22 protein-coding genes, 1 tRNA gene, 1 other RNA gene and 2 other annotated features are annotated in these 16,540 nt (G+C 32.8%); all 24 genes read right to left on the bottom strand.

Features of this window, described 5'->3' with window-relative positions; translation table 11 throughout:
* Positions 1–251 precede the first annotated feature (251 nt).
* Positions 252–1,187: a GNAT family N-acetyltransferase gene (locus tag AB8U03_RS15415; RefSeq protein WP_369705445.1), complete on the bottom strand. Its 936-nt coding sequence runs from the start codon at positions 1,185–1,187 to the stop codon at positions 252–254.
* Between the two features lie 224 nt (positions 1,188–1,411).
* On the bottom strand, positions 1,412–2,659 hold the full coding sequence (locus AB8U03_RS15410; RefSeq protein ID WP_369705444.1) for a DUF1015 domain-containing protein: 1,248 nt from the start codon (positions 2,657–2,659) through the stop codon (positions 1,412–1,414).
* 11 nt (positions 2,660–2,670) lie between these two features.
* A complete protein-coding gene (locus AB8U03_RS15405; protein WP_369705443.1) occupies positions 2,671–3,597 on the bottom strand; it encodes a D-2-hydroxyacid dehydrogenase in 927 nt (308 codons plus the stop codon).
* A gap of 20 nt (positions 3,598–3,617) precedes the next feature.
* Positions 3,618–4,688: a pyridoxal-phosphate-dependent aminotransferase family protein gene (locus tag AB8U03_RS15400; RefSeq protein ID WP_369705442.1), complete on the bottom strand. Its 1,071-nt coding sequence runs from the start codon at positions 4,686–4,688 to the stop codon at positions 3,618–3,620.
* Positions 4,689–4,776: 88 nt separating this feature from the next.
* Positions 4,777–4,974, bottom strand: a binding site (T-box leader).
* An 81-nt stretch (positions 4,975–5,055) separates the two neighbouring features.
* Positions 5,056–5,255, bottom strand: a binding site (T-box leader).
* A gap of 174 nt (positions 5,256–5,429) precedes the next feature.
* Positions 5,430–5,618 (bottom strand): hypothetical protein, encoded by a 189-nt coding sequence (locus AB8U03_RS15395; protein WP_369705441.1) that lies wholly within the window; start codon positions 5,616–5,618, stop codon positions 5,430–5,432.
* 26 nt (positions 5,619–5,644) lie between these two features.
* Complete coding sequence (locus AB8U03_RS15390) at positions 5,645–5,830, bottom strand: hypothetical protein (protein WP_369705440.1); 186 nt, start codon at positions 5,828–5,830, stop codon at positions 5,645–5,647.
* 114 nt (positions 5,831–5,944) lie between these two features.
* Entirely contained in the window at positions 5,945–6,727 is a 783-nt protein-coding gene (locus tag AB8U03_RS15385; protein ID WP_369705439.1) for an EFR1 family ferrodoxin, read from the bottom strand.
* A gap of 89 nt (positions 6,728–6,816) precedes the next feature.
* On the bottom strand, positions 6,817–7,500 hold the full coding sequence (locus tag AB8U03_RS15380; protein WP_369705438.1) for a beta/alpha barrel domain-containing protein: 684 nt from the start codon (positions 7,498–7,500) through the stop codon (positions 6,817–6,819).
* A gap of 56 nt (positions 7,501–7,556) precedes the next feature.
* Positions 7,557–8,108 carry an NAD(+) diphosphatase gene (locus AB8U03_RS15375; protein ID WP_369705437.1) on the bottom strand — a complete coding sequence of 184 codons (552 nt, stop codon included), beginning with the start codon at positions 8,106–8,108 and terminating at the stop codon, positions 7,557–7,559.
* Between the two features lie 425 nt (positions 8,109–8,533).
* Entirely contained in the window at positions 8,534–9,238 is a 705-nt protein-coding gene (gene sfsA, locus AB8U03_RS15370) for a DNA/RNA nuclease SfsA (protein ID WP_369705436.1), read from the bottom strand.
* A gap of 313 nt (positions 9,239–9,551) precedes the next feature.
* Complete coding sequence (locus tag AB8U03_RS15365; protein ID WP_369705435.1) at positions 9,552–9,812, bottom strand: pro-sigmaK processing inhibitor BofA family protein; 261 nt, start codon at positions 9,810–9,812, stop codon at positions 9,552–9,554.
* Between the two features lie 110 nt (positions 9,813–9,922).
* Positions 9,923–10,210 carry a DUF2508 family protein gene (locus AB8U03_RS15360; RefSeq protein ID WP_369705434.1) on the bottom strand — a complete coding sequence of 96 codons (288 nt, stop codon included), beginning with the start codon at positions 10,208–10,210 and terminating at the stop codon, positions 9,923–9,925.
* A gap of 91 nt (positions 10,211–10,301) precedes the next feature.
* Positions 10,302–10,898: a recombination mediator RecR gene (gene recR, locus AB8U03_RS15355; RefSeq protein WP_369705433.1), complete on the bottom strand. Its 597-nt coding sequence runs from the start codon at positions 10,896–10,898 to the stop codon at positions 10,302–10,304.
* A 48-nt stretch (positions 10,899–10,946) separates the two neighbouring features.
* Complete coding sequence (locus AB8U03_RS15350) at positions 10,947–11,291, bottom strand: YbaB/EbfC family nucleoid-associated protein (RefSeq protein ID WP_369705432.1); 345 nt, start codon at positions 11,289–11,291, stop codon at positions 10,947–10,949.
* 110 nt (positions 11,292–11,401) lie between these two features.
* The gene (gene dnaX / locus AB8U03_RS15345; RefSeq protein ID WP_369705431.1) at positions 11,402–13,060 is read right to left on the bottom strand and encodes a DNA polymerase III subunit gamma/tau; all 1,659 of its coding nucleotides are present in this window, start codon (positions 13,058–13,060) and stop codon (positions 11,402–11,404) included.
* Positions 13,061–13,148: 88 nt separating this feature from the next.
* Positions 13,149–13,414, bottom strand: an RNA gene (gene ffs, locus AB8U03_RS15340) — signal recognition particle sRNA large type.
* Positions 13,415–13,425: 11 nt separating this feature from the next.
* Positions 13,426–13,515: transfer RNA gene (locus AB8U03_RS15335), tRNA-Ser, on the bottom strand.
* Positions 13,516–13,705: 190 nt separating this feature from the next.
* Complete coding sequence (locus AB8U03_RS15330; RefSeq protein WP_369705430.1) at positions 13,706–13,915, bottom strand: hypothetical protein; 210 nt, start codon at positions 13,913–13,915, stop codon at positions 13,706–13,708.
* Positions 13,916–14,019: 104 nt separating this feature from the next.
* Entirely contained in the window at positions 14,020–14,166 is a 147-nt protein-coding gene (locus AB8U03_RS15325) for a hypothetical protein (protein WP_369705429.1), read from the bottom strand.
* Between the two features lie 839 nt (positions 14,167–15,005).
* Positions 15,006–15,131: a hypothetical protein gene (locus tag AB8U03_RS15320; RefSeq protein ID WP_369705428.1), complete on the bottom strand. Its 126-nt coding sequence runs from the start codon at positions 15,129–15,131 to the stop codon at positions 15,006–15,008.
* Positions 15,132–15,280: 149 nt separating this feature from the next.
* Positions 15,281–15,529: a hypothetical protein gene (locus AB8U03_RS15315; protein ID WP_369705427.1), complete on the bottom strand. Its 249-nt coding sequence runs from the start codon at positions 15,527–15,529 to the stop codon at positions 15,281–15,283.
* Between the two features lie 39 nt (positions 15,530–15,568).
* Entirely contained in the window at positions 15,569–15,757 is a 189-nt protein-coding gene (locus AB8U03_RS15310) for a hypothetical protein (protein ID WP_369705426.1), read from the bottom strand.
* Positions 15,750–15,977, bottom strand: coding sequence for a hypothetical protein (locus AB8U03_RS15305; RefSeq protein ID WP_369705425.1), 228 nt, complete (start codon positions 15,975–15,977; stop codon positions 15,750–15,752). The genes AB8U03_RS15310 and AB8U03_RS15305 overlap by 8 nt, the downstream gene beginning before the upstream one ends.
* 16 nt (positions 15,978–15,993) lie before the next feature.
* Positions 15,994–16,476 carry a hypothetical protein gene (locus AB8U03_RS15300; RefSeq protein ID WP_369705424.1) on the bottom strand — a complete coding sequence of 161 codons (483 nt, stop codon included), beginning with the start codon at positions 16,474–16,476 and terminating at the stop codon, positions 15,994–15,996.
* Between the last annotated feature and the right edge of the window lie 64 nt (positions 16,477–16,540).

Raw genomic sequence — 16,540 nt, 5'->3', positions numbered from 1 at the left:
TAGACAGCTTTTATAGTATATCATCTGTTTTCCTCTTTGTCAACATGTTTTTAATCTTATTTTTTAAGATTTAAAGCTTGTTGATTTGAGTTAGTGTTGCTAACTCCTTGAAGACAACAAAATTTATTATATCACAGATTTAGCTTCTATAATATATATGTACTTTCAAATTATAGGTTTATTTTTCATTTTCTCATATATTCTATCCATTCTTAACTTTTTCATATGTGGACACGCAAGGATATGTTTGTTTAAATAGAAGTAATTTTATAGAAAGTTATATGATCTCTCCATTTTCCATTTATAAACAAGTATTTTTCATTCACTCCAAGTTCTTTAAATCCACAACTTTTAAGCACCCTTTGAGATCTTATATTATCTACCAAAGTAGAAGCTTCCACTCTATGCAGCTTTAGTTCATTAAAAGCATACTCTAAAACTAACTTCAATGCTTCTTTCATGTAGCCTTTACCCTGCTCATCTTCATCTATAGAATATCCTATAAATGCACTTTTAAATACCCCTATTATTATATTTGAAATTTGTATCTTGCCTATAAATTTCTTATTTTTATATATACCAAAATTAGCATTTCTACCACTTAAAAATTGTTTATAACTTTCGTTCAAATTTCTTTTTTGTATTTCCAATGTATAAAAACTCTTCTCCCGATCTGGTTCAAATTCACTTAAGTGAACCAGATTTTTTATGTAGTAATTCAATATATCCACTGCATTTTCCGGAGTCAATATAGAAAGTGTTATATTATCGCCCTTTATGTGTAATCCCCTATTTATATTTTTAATTTTATCAAAGTCCAAACCAAACAATATTTCATTTTTGTATTCAGAATCAACTTTTATACTCCTTGATATTATACCTTCAAGTTCAAAACCCAAATCAGTGAATGCTGATATATTTATATCCTCATGTGCTATTACATTTATTTTATTTAAATTAATTTTTTTAAGAAGTATTTGTACAAAATTTTCAAGGGTATTTTTAAGTAATCTATAACTGCACTCTCCCCATTTATAAAATTTTATTCTAAGTATACTATATTTATTTATCTTGGAAAGCTCAATCATAAATATCCTTCCTATAGTAATACCTAAATTATCTCTTATTATATATTCACTATTGCTGCCTTTAACTAAATCAATGGATACAAGTTGTTCCTTCAGCATTCCTATCGCTCCCAATTGTACATTATAACAATACAAAATACCTAAAATTCAAGCTTTTTCAATGGAATATAATCACGTTAAATTTATTATCCAAAAAGTTAAGTTTAAGTATAATTTCAAGTATATTATACCATAAAATCAAGGATAAAATATTCCCCCTGGAACACAAAACCCCCGTGAAAACCACGAGGATCCTATTGTCATAAAATCTTTAAAATTACTATTTACCTTAACTTATGAATAAATAATCCACTTCTTAATTTTGGTTCAAACCAGGTAGATTTAGGAGGCATTACCTTTCCAGCATCTGCAATATTCATTAGTTCTTCTAGCGTAGTAGGATACATAGAAAAAGCAACTCCCATATCTTCTTTTTCTACTCTCTTCTCTAATTCCCCAAGTCCTCTTATTCCACCCACAAAGCTAATCCTGTCATTTGTACGAGGATCATCTATTCCCAAAATAGGAGCTAATAAATTATTTTGAAGAATAGATACATCTAATTTATCAACAGGATCATCAGAATTATACGTACCCTTCTTTGCAGCAAGTTTATACCATTTTCCATTTAAATACATGCCGTAGGTACCCTTATAAGATGGCTTATATGCCCCTTCCCCTTCATATACATCTACATTAAATTTTTCTGAAACTTTAACTATATATTCCTCAACTGAAAGGCCATTTAAATCTTTAACAACTCTGTTGTAATCTATAATGTTCAAATCCGAATGTGGGAAAAGTACAGATAGAAAGAAATTAAACTCCTCATATCCAGAATAATTTGGATTTTCTTTTCTTCTTTTAATACCTACTTTTACAGCGGAAGCCGCTCTATGATGTCCATCTGCTATATAAAGGCTGTCTATATTTTTAAACAAATCGCAGATATTCTTTATTGTTTCATCACCGTCTATAACCCATACCTCATGTCTGACTCCATCAGCAGCAGTAAAATCATAAACAGGTTCTTTCTCGGTCCACATATTTATTATATTATTAATTTTTTCATTATATTTATAAGTTAAAAAAATTGGTCCTGTGTTTGCATCACAAATATCTACATGATTTATTCGATCTTGCTCTTTATCTTTCCTTGTATATTCATGCTTTTTTATTTTGTTTTTAATATAATCATCTATAGAAGTACATCCAACTATGCCTGTTTGGCTTTTTCCATTCCTTGTTAATCTATAAATATAAAAATTGTTCTTTTGGTCTTGCACCAATATATTGTTATCAATCATTTTATTTAGATTCTCATTTGCCTTTTCATATACTTTTTTATCATAAGGATTTATATTCTTATCCAAATCAATTTCAGCTTTGTCCACATGCAAGAAAGAATAAACATTATTTTTAGCTATTTCCCTTGCCTCTTCACTGCTCATAACATCATATGGAAGTTCAGCCACTTTACTAGCTATATCTTTTCTAGGTCGTATTGCCTTAAAAGCTTTTAAGACTGCCATTTTATCCCTCCTTATACATTAATTAAATTTTTATCTAAACAATATTTATCAATTATATTCACTATTTCCATGCCTATTCTTTTTTGAGCTTCAACAGTTGATCCTCCTATATGAGGTGTTACTGAGACCCTGTCATTATTTACAAGTTCCCTGCAAGGTTCTGGTTCATTCTCAAACACATCTATTCCTACCCCTGCTACTTTTCCCCCATTTAATCCATCAATCAATGCTTTTTCGTCTATTACACCGCCTCTTGCACAATTTATTATATAAACTCCATCTCTCATCATATCGAGTTCTTTTTCACCTATTACAGCACCCTGTTTTTTATCAAAGGGAATATGAAGTGATATATAATCTGCTTTCATCAATAGTGCCTGGAACTCACAAAACTCATAATTGTTATATCCTTTTGCCATACCAAGTTTATCATAATATATTATATTCATTCCCATGGCATAAGCTCTTTTTGCAACTTCTTTTGCAATTCTTCCGAAACCTATAAGCCCTAATGTCTTACCATATAATTCTACCCCTTTATATTTCTTTTTCTCCCATTTCCCATTTCTCATGGTTACATTAGATATATTCACATATCTTGATATTGCAAACATATGAGCCAATGTCAACTCTGCAACTGAAATAGTGCTGGCATTAGGAGTGTTTTTAACCATTATTCCATTTTGAGCTGCATAATCTACATCTATATTATCTACTCCGACTCCACCTCTTATTATAAGTTTTAATTTTCCGTTTTTAGCTGCATCTATAAGTGGTTTCCTAATTTTAGTGGCCGATCTTACTATTATAATATCAAATTCTTTTATTTTCTGTTTTAATTCTTCATCCTCAAAATGTTTATCTAAGACATCATATCCTTTTGCTATAAGCTTATCAAAGGCATCTTTTTCCATTCCATCACTAACTAATATTCTCATGAGTATCAAATCCTCCCCATTTATAATTTTAATATATAATTAATAGTATCTAAAAGTTCTTTTATATCAGAAAGATTAAGATCAGCCATATGAGCTATTCTAAAAGCTTTTCCCTTTAACTTTCCATAACCATTGGATATTTGAAATCCTCTCTCACCCAAATCCTTGTTTAATTGACCTACATTTATATCTCTGGTATTTTTTATATTAGTAAGAGTATTTGAAAGATATCTTTCATCCGCAAACAGTTCAAAATATTCTCTAGCCCAATTTCTGACATATTCAGCCATTTCCAAATGCCTTTTATATCTATTTTCAAGCCCTTCTTCCAATATTCTATCCAGCTGATAATCCATAGCAAACATATGTGAAATGGATGGTGTTGAAGGATATTGATAATCTTTCTTTTGGATATAATTATAAAGAGAAAGTAAATCTAAATAATATCCTCTAAACTTTACTTTTTTGGCTCTTTCCACTGCTTTTTGTGAAAAAGAACATATTGCCATTCCCGGAGGAAGTCCTAAAGCTTTTTGGCTAGATGTTAAACATATATCTACGCCAAGTTTATCTACTTCTATCTTGACACCTGCCATAGAACTAACTGTATCCAAGCACCATACGATTTCAGGATATTTTTTCATTACTTCTGCTATATCCTCCACTGGATTCATAACCCCTGTAGAAGTTTCATTATGAGTCACACAAAGCGAATCGTACTTACCTGTAGCTAAAACTTTATCAATTTTGTCTACATCTACGGCTTTTCCCCAGTCTTCTTCAAATAAATCTGCTGGTACATTATTGCATTCTGCAATTTGATGCCATCTTTTTCCAAATGCACCTATTGAAAAAATTGCCGCTCTTTTTGCCGTACTGCATCTTATAGCACCTTCCAACAATCCTGTTCCCGAAGATGTTGAAAGCAAAATTTCTTCTTTTGTATAAAATACCTTCCTCATTTTATCGCTAATATCTCTTTGAAGTTTTGAAGCATCTTTACTTCTATGTCCTATCATTGGTGTTGCCATCTTTTCTAATACATCTTTTTTCACTTCCACTGGACCTGGAATAAATAATTTTTTATGCATATCTCTACCTCCAATAAATTTATGTTTAATAGTTCACAGTTATACATTGCTAAAGTGATAGTCATAAAATAAAAGTCAATCCAATCCCCTTAGGGACGATTGACTCGCGTTGCCACCCTTATTAATTATACAAAAGTATAATCCTCTCATTCAATTTAACGGTTTTCCGTATTATTCATCATAATAATTCTCCAAGATGGATTCACAAAAGTATCGATATCAGTTCACACCAACCACTGATTCTCTTTTATCTAACTTATGCTACTCTTCTTTTCATTAAATAATATTAAATTTTAAACTACAGCTATAGAAATTAAAATTAATGCTTTTGTACAAAATTATAAAATAAAAGAGCCAATCCAATCCCTACAGGGACGATTGGCTCGCGTTACCACCCTTATTGATTATACAAAAGTATAATCCTCTCATTTGATCTAACGGTTTTTTCCGTATTATTCATCATAATAATCCTCTGAGGTGGATTCACAAAAGCATCGGTATCAGTTCACACCAACCACTGATTCTCTTTTACCTAACTTATGTTACTCTTCTCTTCATAAGATGATATTAAATTAATTTATTTAGGATTTGTTAACTATTATATGATTTAACTTTGTATATGTCAATACTTATTTCAAATATTTATATTATTTATTTTATAGTATAAATAGAAGTCTAATCTGCATATGTCAGAATAAACTTAATATTTCTAACTGTGCAAATAAAATAGCTGAATTTAAATCAGCATTGATCTGAACTTGCCAACACCTTATCATAAAGATCCTTTACACATTTACCATCTTGTAAATTTCTACAATTAACACAGCTCTTATAATAAGCCTCTCCAGTACTGGACTGAAATCCAAAATCATCTGGCTCGTACCCAGGGCACAAACCTCCAACATGTCTCATTTCCTGATTACTTGACATTAAGATTACTCCTTCCATTATTAAATTTAATTCATATTTATTATTCCCTCAATTTCATCAAATAACTTTTTATTGCATTGCTCATTTACAAAATTCACACAATTGCTGCAGCTATTTGAAAGGTAACTGGCCTTTAATCCAACTGTATAATTTTTAGATTCATACTCTTTACAATTTTCTGCAACAATCATCTTATCTTGGATCGAAATCATAAAACTCACTCCTGAAAAATATTGTATTTTTAGTATTTCCAAAATTAAAAATTTAATTCTAAAAAAGCCTCCAAAATTAAAAATCATTGGAAGCTTTCAACACAATATGAAATTTTACCTATTTAAGTCAAGTACTCTTATTATATCTTTTTGAGTTTGCTCTATTTTTTTTCCTTTATACCTCACCGCATTTATGGGACATATATATATACATTTTAAGCATAAAATACACTTACTATGAAAAATTGCACGTCCTTCTTCAAATGTTATATTGCCTTGAGGACAATTTCTCAAACATAATCCACATTTACCACATTCTTTTGTAGAAGATATGTTCTTGGATAATTTAGGAATTCTACTTTTAAATATATTATAGATCATTTTATTAAATTGAATTCTAATAAATGAAGCCGTTTCTATAACAGGTTCTTCATTTATAAAATTTTTTACTACATCTTTCACTTTTTTATTTGCTTTTAATAATAACTCTTTTATTTCATTCTTATCAGGTTTCTTCCCTACAAAAAAATAATAATTATTCGGCATTTTTATGCTGATTTGTATTAATGGCAGATATCCTTTTTTCCTCAGACACTTTGCCATAAAGCAAGGAGCTGAAGACGAGGATGCCGCCTGTGTAGAATACACTATTATTTTTACCTTTTTTTTTGAATCATCAAATTTATTTAAAAAATCAGTTACAATTTTAGGTGGGAATTCAGCATAAACTGGTGATCCTATAATAAAAAAATCATATTTTTTTAATTTATTATCCTCTACAGATTCTATATTTACTAAATCTATATTTATATTATCCAGTGCAAAATTTTCCTTAAATCTATCTGCTACCCATTTAGTATTTCCTGTACCACTAAAATAATACAAAGCACCCTTCATAATAATAGTATTTTCATTTCCCCTAAATATGTGAAAAATGGAAACAGTTACTCCTCTCTAAATTATAATTCAATTTTTCAATTGAATATTTAATCTTGTTTTTCCTGAGCATATTTTTTTCTGTTTTCAAACATAATTTTACTTAAAATTTCAGCTGGTGTAGGTGGAGTAAATGCTATTGCATTAGCCCCTGCTAGTATAGTATCCCTTATACTAGATTCTGTAGGCCCTCCTGTAGCTATTATAGGGAAACTAGGATATTCATCTCTAACTTTTTTTACTATATTAGTAGTTTCTTTAGAACCAGATACATTTATTATAGTAGCTCCTGATTCTACCCTGTCTTTTATATTTTCATACTCAGATACTATAGTTACTATTATAGGTATATCTATAGTATCTCTTATCTGTCGTATAACTTCATTTGGAATGGTACTATTTACTACAACTCCCATAGCTCCTTTAAATTCAGCATCTAAAGCTAAATTTACAACTCTTCTTCCAGTTGTAAGCCTTCCACCAACTCCACAAAATACTGGTATATCCGCAGATAAAAGAATTGCTTGTGTTATGAGAGGCTGCGGTGTAAATGGATACACTGCAATAATGGCGTCTGCATTGGTATTTTTTATAACTGCTACATCTGTAGTAAACAACAGGGACTTCAACCTTTTACCAAATATTCTTATCCCACTTGCTTCTCTAATAACTTCAGGTACTCTAATCATATGTCTTTTGGGAATTCCCTTTATTTCCGGTATATGTTTAGCCATTTTTTTCCTCCTTTTTTAAATCAAATGCAATCACTTTTTGAAATTAAATTCTATATCTAAACGTCTCTACTGCAACTGTTATTATCACATCTATAGGCCTTTTCTCCACTATAATTTATCTCTTTTAAAACCTTCCTAACTATTCTTTTACCAACTTCATCTTCACTCATTTCACATAAAGCATCATCTATATGACTCCAATTTACCCATTCTACCTCAGAAGATTTTTTTATATCTCCTCCATCATAATTTGCCATGAATGTGAGCATTATTATTTCCTTTTTATTACTATTGACATATTCACTTCCCAAGTATTTTAAGTCCCTTACTTTAAGACCTGACTCTTCAAGTACTTCTCTATGTACAGTTTCTTCCACAGTTTCACCATTTGTCACATATCCTGATAAAAGCACTTTAGAGTTTTCAAATATATAACTCTGTTTTAATAATAATATCTGATCTTTCTTTACTACTGCAACTATTACACAAGGTCTAGGGGTATCAAAGTACATTATATCATCTTTAGGACAATATGGTACCCCTCCTTCATCCCAACTATATTTCTCCTCTAATTTTCCTCCACATATAGGACAATATTTAAACTTCATACACATACTGCTAATAAAGCAGTCACACCCCCTTAACTTTCACCAAATAAATTTTATACCATGGCTATTCATTGCTACCACCCACAACTTTTCAATATGTAGATGATAAGCTAGACACTGCTACACCCTGGATAAGTTCTTCTAATGTTCAGATACGAAAAGCATTCCTTATGGACAAATTTCACCTGAACCTAAGAATGAATCATTTGATACCGCTAATAAACATCCATACCTATATTATAAAACTTATAAATATATTATAAAATACATATAATAAAACATGTACTAGATTTTTTATACCATAGCTATGATTGCCACCACCAAAAGCTTTTGAAAAGCTGAACTTAAGCAATGGTAGCCCCTGGATAAATTCTCCTAAGATTCAGATACGAAAAGCATTCCTTATGGACGAATTCCACTTGAACCTAAGAATTACTTGATAATTGTACTCTCACTTCATCTCTTAAAGTTATAAAATGCTCACCTACATCACAATCATAGGCAAAAATCTTTACATTATTTTGTTTTGCATATCTAAGATCTTCTCCAAATTTTTCGTCCATTTCATCATAAGGTCTAAAATATCTTACACCTCTCATTTGAATTAAAAATAAAACTGCCGCATCTAAACCTAGCTTTTTCACTCTCACTAACTCTAGTAAATGTTTTCTTCCCCTTTCTGTAGGAGCATCTGGAAACATAGTTATTCCATCTTTCTCCAGAGTAACTCCTTTCACTTCAAGGTAACATCTCTTATCTTCCTTATCCCCTAACTTAAAGTCAAATCTACTGTTTCCAAATGTCTTTTCTCTTTCTATTTTAATGTACCTTTTAAAATAATCTATTTTGTTTTGTTTTAGAGCTTCATCTACAACTTTATTGGGGATTTGTGAGTCTATATTAATTAACCTATTTCCCTTATAGCCTGCTATTAAATCATATTTTGTTTTCCTCGTGGGATTATTTTCTTCTCTTAAAATTACTGTAGTACCAGGTAAAAGTATTTCTTTACATCTTCCCGTATTGGGAACATGAACCATTGTTTTTGAATTATTTATATATACATAAGCTTGAAATCTATTAGGTCTGCTAACAAATTTAGCTTTTACTATATTTTTATCAAATATCAATATATCATCTCCGGTAAAACTAAATTTATACGATGGTTACCATTGCTAACACCCCCCAACTTTTTCAAAGTTGAGGATGATAAGCACTGCTAAGTCCCTGGATAAGTTCCTCTAAAGTGCGGTGAAAAAATCATTCCCTATAGGTGAATTCCATCACACCTAAGAATCATTTGATAGTTTCCTTTAAATAATAACAGATTGCTAACCAAAATATACAAGTTATTCTTGTTACATTTTTGTAAACTTATAAATTGTTTATCCGAAGAACCTATAAAAGGCAAAAGTATAAAATTAGTACCTATAGAATAAACTTTTAAAGAAATAATTTAAATATTATAAGAAATATCACTCCGGGTATTCCAAAAAAGCCAGCAATAAGCGAAGTGATAGCATTAATACCTATACTAAATCCAAAGTATTTTCCTATTAAATTTACTACAATTAAGAGAATCACACCCAGCACAGCATTTATAACAAGTTTGAATAATATTTTTAAAGGCCACGAAAATACCTTTACCAATATATATAATCCCACTATAGCAATTAAAAAATATCCTATATATTCAAACATCATGCTTATTCCCCCTATAATTTAAGTTCTAGATTACATATCAATACTATTTAATTTATATTCTAACAATAAAAAAATATTAATACAAAGAATAAGCTTAAAAATTTTATTTCTTAAGACGACTTTTTATTTTCATCAAAATTTGGAAATACGTTTTTATAATCTACTTTTAATCCGTTTTTCTTAACTTCATTCAAAAGATACATGTACTTTGATTTTGCTGCCTCTTCCATATATATTGCGTAATCTACCAAATGAGGATCTTTTACAGAATCAAAATATATCCTACATCTTTCTAACTCTTCTCTAGCTTTTTCTATATCATTCAATAATCTTTTCTGCCTCAATGTATATTTGGAATTCTTCATAATCAAATATTTAACTATATTATACTTATTCATAAAATATATACCCTCCTAATTTTACACATTATTTTAATAATTGACACAAATTAAGAGTAATATACACAAGCCTCTAACCAGCTAAATATGGTTATATTTCTATTCTGCCTTCCAATGCTTTTGACAAAGTAATTTCATCTGCATATTCTAAATTACCACCCACTGGAATACCATGGGCTATCCTAGTTACTTTTACTCCAAGATGTTTCAATATTTTAGATATATACATGGCAGTAGCTTCTCCCTCTACATTAGGATTAGTAGCAACTATAACTTCTTTTACATCTCCATTTATTCTTCTTATAAGCTCCTTCAGCTTTATATCCTCAGGTCCTCTTCCTGCCATAGGAGATATATTGCCATGTAGAACATGATAGACTCCATTATATTCTTTTATTCTTTCCATAGCCATTATATCCTTAGGTTCTTCAACTACACATATAGTGCTTTTATCTCTATTGGGATTTGAACATATAGCACAGGGATCCGACTCCGTAAAATTTCCACAAACAGAACAATATCTTATGGTGCCTCTTGCCTTGATTAAAGCCTGAGCAAATTCCCTTACCTCATTTTCAGGCAGGTTTAATACATGAATTGTAAGTCTTTGTGCTGTCTTATAGCCTATTCCTGGCAATTTAGCAAATTCCTCTATTAGTTTTTCAATAGAAACAGGATAAAAATCCATAACATCACCTCAATTTAAAACCCCATCTTATAGATGGGGCTTGTAATCTTAAAACATTCCTGGAATATTAAGTCCACCAGTTAATTTTTTCATTTCAGAAGCAGTCTCATCCTCTGCATTTTTTAATGCCTCATTACATGCAGTTAAAATTAAGTCTTGAAGCATTTCCACGTCCTCGGGATCAACGACCTCTGGTTTAATCTGTATATTGACTATCTGCTTTTTGCCATTTACTATTACAGTTACTGCTCCGCCGCCAACAGTAGCACTAAATTCTTTATCTTCAAGCTCTGATTGCATATCTGCCATCTGTTTTTGAAATTTTTGAGCTTGTTTCATTAAATTATTCATATTTCCCCCGCCACCAAAGTTAGGGAATCCACCTTTTGCCATAATATATTTCCTCCTCAATCAAATTAACTAATATAATTTTAATTATACCATATTTTTATGGAATTCCATATGGGCAAAACCCCACCAGAACCCAAGAATCACTCGATATCCTACTCATCAAGTATTTCTACCATATCTTCACCGAAAGTATCCTTTAACAATTGCTCCTTAGATTGAGAGGTATGATCAACTTCATCTTCTATAATATATTTAATAGTAACTTTTTCCTTCAATATATCCGAAAAAACTTGCTCAACTATCTTTCTATTTTCATCTCTTTCTAACCTCTGTTTATGAAAGGAATAATCTTTTCCATATTCTATAGTTATTATTCCTCTTTCACATTTTACTGCCTTTCCTGTAGTAAGTGCTGCAAATAATACCATCTGGTGCTTGCTTTTAAATGATTCAAGGATATCTTTCCAACTTTTTTTTACCATATCCAAGTTAATTTTTGAATATATGTTCTCTTCCTTTATGGGTTTTAAATCTTCTAATGAATCCTGTTTTGATTTATTAGAATTATTATCTTTTAAATTATTTCCTGCTTTTTCTGATATATTCATCTTTACCTGGGGCACTTTAGGAACTATTCTTTCACAAGATACCTTAATTTCACCCTGCTTAAATGCCTGCTCCAATCTATTTAATCTGGCAAGAATTACTTCTTTAGATGTATCATATTCTATTTTACACATTTTTATTACTGCGAGCTCTAGATAAATCCTACTCTGTTTAACCCATTTAGATTGCTCCTGTGCATCTTGAAGTATTCTTATATTTCTCATTATTTCTTCTACACGTATTTTCTGAGCCTGTTCTTTTACAAGATTTATATTCTCTTCCGACATATCCAATACATCTTCAGGGCTATTAGAAACCTTTACCATTAAAAGATCTCTCAAATGAATTATCATATCCTTAATAAAATTATATATATCTTTTCCGCTTAAAACTATATCATCAATTATCCTCATGGATGACTCTACATTTTTTTCTATTATACTATTTGTAAGTCGAAACAAATTCTCATTTGTAACTAACCCCAGCATGTCAACTACATTGCTATATTGAACCTTCCCATCTCCCATGGATATCGCTTGATCCAATATACTAAGGGCATCCCTCATTGCACCATCACACATCCTGGATATTAAATTTAAGCTTCTATCATCAGCAAAAATCCCCTGTTTATCCACTATACATCTAAGCCTAGTAAATACATCTGAACTTTTTATTCTTCTAAAATCAAATTCTTGGCATCTGGAAAGTATAGTAACCGGAAGCTTTTGAGGATCAGTAGTAGCAAGTATAAATATTACATTTAAGGGAGGCTCCTCTAAAGTTTTTAAAAATGCATTTACTGCTTCCTGTGTAAGCATGTGCACTTCATCCATAATATAAACTTTGTATTTTCCTTCCTGAGGAGGATATTTTACATTTTCTATTACATCTTTTATATCTTCCAGACGTCGTTTAGAAGCTGCATCCATTTCTATTACATCCATAGAAATTCCTTCATTTATTTTTTTACACATTTCACATTGATTACAAGGTTCTCCATTTTTTAAATCCAGGCAATTTACTGCTTTAGCTAATATCTTGGCCATTGAAGTTTTTCCTGTACCTCTTGTTCCCGAAAATAAATATGCATGTGCTACTCTATGGTTTAATATTTGATTTTTAAGTGTAACTGTTATATGATCCTGACCTACTACATCTGAAAAAGTCTTAGGCCTCCATTCTCTATATAGCGCAGTATAAGCCATGTCATCACCTTCTTTTATATATATTATAACCTTTTGTATAACAAAAAAGATACCATATGGTATCTTTTAATTCAATTTAATATTAAAGTCGTGCACCTAGCTTTGTCTGATAAACTATAAGCGTTACCCATATAGTTAACTCAAACTAGATTTATCCACGGCACACGAAAATATTCACTTACCGCTGCTTCCTTCCGGATCTGACGGGGTTCATGAGTTTCCGTTGCGTGGGATCAAGTTCTCAACGCCACTTTTATGGGCCAGGCCTCACATTTTACAGCCTAATCTAGGAATTCAACCCTGCTATAGCGGATTGCAGGCTACAGGGCACCGCTAACTCCCCATCTAGCACGACAAAGTTTAAATGGCGGAGAGAGGGGGATTCGAACCCCCGGTAGAGTTTCCCCTACACACGCTTTCCAGGCGTGCTCCTTCAACCACTCGGACATCTCTCCATAGGTTTACTCATGAAAATAAATTCATATTCAGTTTATAGCTTAAACGCTATCAGAACAAGCAATATTATACTATTAAAATTATAAAACTTCAATAGTTTTATGAAATTTTTTATTGTAAAAAAATAATTGTTGCTGCAATGTCTTTTTATGACAAAACATTTAGATAGTTTTTTCAAACTCACTAAAGTTATCTTTCAATATCATAAATTAAAAGATGCTTGTCCTTTTTATATTTATAATTGGAATCCTTTTCTTTATTTGATATTCTACTTTTTTCATCTTTATCTAAATCCATTTCCCTAAAAGTTTCATCAATATATGCTGTTGATATATCAGTGTAATTTCCTTTAGGCCTACCGCCAATATATATTGTTGGATTTCCTGAGCTACTTAGCATGTCATTTCTCCTTTTTTATATTTTTAATTTAAGCACTTATTCTATCCCAATGTTTTTATAATAACACTTTATGTGACACTTTGACAATATTTTTATCTCATTTTCTACATTATTTTTAAATAATAGTTTTGCACACCTTGTACTCTGCTTTTCTCTGAAAGATTAGCTCCCTTGCCTCCAGCTTCGGGCAGTGAATCTTTATTAAGTTCGCTTAAGTTTTTTGTGTATTTTGTATCTAATGTCAGACACATAAATTGACCTCCTTGTATTTTTCTATCTCATTTTAGGAAAGAAAATCAAACGGAGGCTAAATAAAAGTTAAGTTTAAGTAAAATCTCAAAATACTATTATAGAAAAAACAAAGCCGCATGATGCGGCCGCCTTTCAATGAATTATATGATACGCTGTTTAAAACGGGCCTGTCAGTTCCCAATGTCAATAACTGAAAAATGGCGGCCGTCCCGCAGTGCTTCTTGAATGCTGTCCTCCAGAGCCGGGATGACTTCCTTATATGTTTCCACCAGGCCATCCAAGCCCACGGGGAACACTTTGGAACACATTCCTTGTTGCCGATGCGGCGGGCAAACTCTTGGGCGATATAGCTTCGTGTGTTATCCATTTTTGTGATCGCGCTCCTTTCCGAAAATGATTTGACCCCCGCCTGTGCGTAAGGTCTAGTAAGCCGATACTTTTTCACTTTGTCAACAGCCATTTTGTCTCATTCCTTAATAGAACACATCTCGAAACAGCAAAGCGAAAAATCAAAAACGAATACTATGAGGAGCGAAGTCGGCTCGTGGCTCAACTATCCAATTTCGCTCCACATAGCCGTTGCGTTCATATAAGCTCCCACCATTTTTTTATTGCTTCAATGAGCCTGCCTTGAATTTCCGCTTTAAACAGGTGCCCACAAGTCTTGGGCATCTTATTGTCAGCATGTAGACGCTCTACACGATAGAATTCCACTTTTATTTTCTCTTGAGCATGGTTAGTACTTCCTCGATGGTTTTGCATGTATCATAATCGCCCTTAAAAGTGTTTCCCCGATTGTAATGGATACCGCGCCGTACATTGCGAAGCAGGTAACCAGCTAAGGCTTCGATCCCTTCCTCTTTGGCACATTGCAAAAACCCTTGAAACCGCACGATGCGATGCTTTCGGCGATTTCCTTCACGGTTTTATCTAAAAAAAACTCCTCTTCTTTATATATCTCCATTGCAAATACTCCTTTTTATTATTTATTGGGCAAAAGTGACAGTGTGGCTTCCGCCATTTCGCGTCCGTTTACCAAGAGAACAATCCGGTGGTCACCCGGATAATGACGTCGCGTGGTGATTTCCGACCAGTTGTGCCTTCTCGTTCCGGTTAGATGCGCGCCGCCAGGTACGGTTTTATCGGATAGCAGAAAGGATTTTCGGAATGTCTTCCCTCTGCCTTAACAAAATAGATTCCGTATTCAACGCGGATATGCACCGGTTCGCCATCGCGCACAGCAACTTCATATTGAATTTCGTTTCTTCCGCCAATTAGCACCTCCGGAGGCTGAAGCGATAATGATGCGGAAACAACAAGCGGGTTTTCATCCTGCGGGTCTACATAACCGAACAGTTCCATTACTCCGGGATCTGCTTTCCGTATTAGCGTGCGGCAACCCTACCAGATGATCCAGTCCGTATCGGGGCTTTTCCCTTTCCATCGGCGGGCGACAGCGAGTACCGCATCCGGATTGTCCTTTGAAATGTCGTTCAGATTGTTTGCAACGCTCTTGCGGACATAAAGTGAAGGATCCGCTTTGAGATGCTCCAGCACGGCAAGCACCGGTGCTGGGTCCGTTTTAAACATCGGCAAAGCCTCTCCCCACGGCAGTCGGGGCCGGCAGCATAGTACCGAGAGTCGTGGAGATTCGCCGGGTCCGGGCTTTCAGCGGAAGTGCGTCCCAGGTTTCATCCATCACGGAAGCAATAAACTCAGGTGTTTTGAACGCGCTGTACGCGGATTGCACCTTTCTTTCGAAGCTCATCAGTAGATCCCTGCTGTAAACATCTTTTAATAATTCCACCAATTTATCGCCCCTTTTCCTACGATTTACTTGGCTTTTCAGAACTCTTTGGTGGCTTTATAGTTATAGAGCTGAGCTTACAGGTAATATCCAATAATTCTATATGCTTGTATACTTCGTTCACATGATTGTAAATTGCATCATAATCGGCCTCTCCAGCTTTTAATCCATCCATGATTTCCGAAACGGTTTTTGCATATTTTTCCTTATACTTTACATTCAGCTCGGTCCAATTGATCCCTTTAAAATACCCGACGATAAAACGATCCAATGTTAGCTTGCCTTGTAACATCATTACTGATATCATTGGGTACCCAGCGTGACCGCCACAATAGGAAGCATTATCATTTGAAGTGTATATACCACCCTTCCAGGTGACGATATATTCTTTCGTGCGATTTGAAGATTCTACTTTGGCAGAATCTTTATCCATTACCACCCGATTGTCCGAGATAGCACTATAGGCCTCATATATTTTTTCTATGGGTGGCATTTTATTCATAAGTCATGACTCTATATCCCATTCAAAGTGGTCTGATTATATATCAATTTTATCAGATATAACC

Origin of the sequence: Clostridium moutaii, assembly GCF_041205085.1 — a bacterium.
Classification (GTDB): domain Bacteria; phylum Bacillota; class Clostridia; order Clostridiales; family Clostridiaceae; genus Clostridium_B; species Clostridium_B moutaii.
The sequence above is the reverse complement of the archived record's forward strand: the minus strand, read 5'-3'. Positions and strand labels throughout refer to the sequence as shown.

Coding starts and splice junctions, on each gene's coding strand:
- AB8U03_RS15415 (WP_369705445.1), bottom strand. CDS start 1,187: ATGCTGAAGGAACAACTTGTATCCATTGATTTAGTTAAAGGCAGCAAT.
- AB8U03_RS15410 (WP_369705444.1), bottom strand. CDS start 2,659: ATGGCAGTCTTAAAAGCTTTTAAGGCAATACGACCTAGAAAAGATATA.
- AB8U03_RS15405 (WP_369705443.1), bottom strand. CDS start 3,597: ATGAGAATATTAGTTAGTGATGGAATGGAAAAAGATGCCTTTGATAAG.
- AB8U03_RS15400 (WP_369705442.1), bottom strand. CDS start 4,688: ATGCATAAAAAATTATTTATTCCAGGTCCAGTGGAAGTGAAAAAAGAT.
- AB8U03_RS15395 (WP_369705441.1), bottom strand. CDS start 5,618: ATGTCAAGTAATCAGGAAATGAGACATGTTGGAGGTTTGTGCCCTGGG.
- AB8U03_RS15390 (WP_369705440.1), bottom strand. CDS start 5,830: ATGATTTCGATCCAAGATAAGATGATTGTTGCAGAAAATTGTAAAGAG.
- AB8U03_RS15385 (WP_369705439.1), bottom strand. CDS start 6,727: ATGAAGGGTGCTTTGTATTATTTTAGTGGTACAGGAAATACTAAATGG.
- AB8U03_RS15380 (WP_369705438.1), bottom strand. CDS start 7,500: ATGGCTAAACATATACCGGAAATAAAGGGAATTCCCAAAAGACATATG.
- AB8U03_RS15375 (WP_369705437.1), bottom strand. CDS start 8,108: ATGAAGTTTAAATATTGTCCTATATGTGGAGGAAAATTAGAGGAGAAA.
- AB8U03_RS15365 (WP_369705435.1), bottom strand. CDS start 9,812: ATGATGTTTGAATATATAGGATATTTTTTAATTGCTATAGTGGGATTA.
- AB8U03_RS15360 (WP_369705434.1), bottom strand. CDS start 10,210: ATGAATAAGTATAATATAGTTAAATATTTGATTATGAAGAATTCCAAA.
- recR (WP_369705433.1), bottom strand. CDS start 10,898: ATGGATTTTTATCCTGTTTCTATTGAAAAACTAATAGAGGAATTTGCT.
- AB8U03_RS15350 (WP_369705432.1), bottom strand. CDS start 11,291: ATGGCAAAAGGTGGATTCCCTAACTTTGGTGGCGGGGGAAATATGAAT.
- dnaX (WP_369705431.1), bottom strand. CDS start 13,060: ATGGCTTATACTGCGCTATATAGAGAATGGAGGCCTAAGACTTTTTCA.
- AB8U03_RS15330 (WP_369705430.1), bottom strand. CDS start 13,915: ATGCTAAGTAGCTCAGGAAATCCAACAATATATATTGGCGGTAGGCCT.
- AB8U03_RS15325 (WP_369705429.1), bottom strand. CDS start 14,166: ATGTGTCTGACATTAGATACAAAATACACAAAAAACTTAAGCGAACTT.
- AB8U03_RS15320 (WP_369705428.1), bottom strand. CDS start 15,131: ATGGAGATATATAAAGAAGAGGAGTTTTTTTTAGATAAAACCGTGAAG.
- AB8U03_RS15315 (WP_369705427.1), bottom strand. CDS start 15,529: ATGGAACTGTTCGGTTATGTAGACCCGCAGGATGAAAACCCGCTTGTT.
- AB8U03_RS15310 (WP_369705426.1), bottom strand. CDS start 15,757: ATGTTTAAAACGGACCCAGCACCGGTGCTTGCCGTGCTGGAGCATCTC.
- AB8U03_RS15300 (WP_369705424.1), bottom strand. CDS start 16,476: ATGAATAAAATGCCACCCATAGAAAAAATATATGAGGCCTATAGTGCT.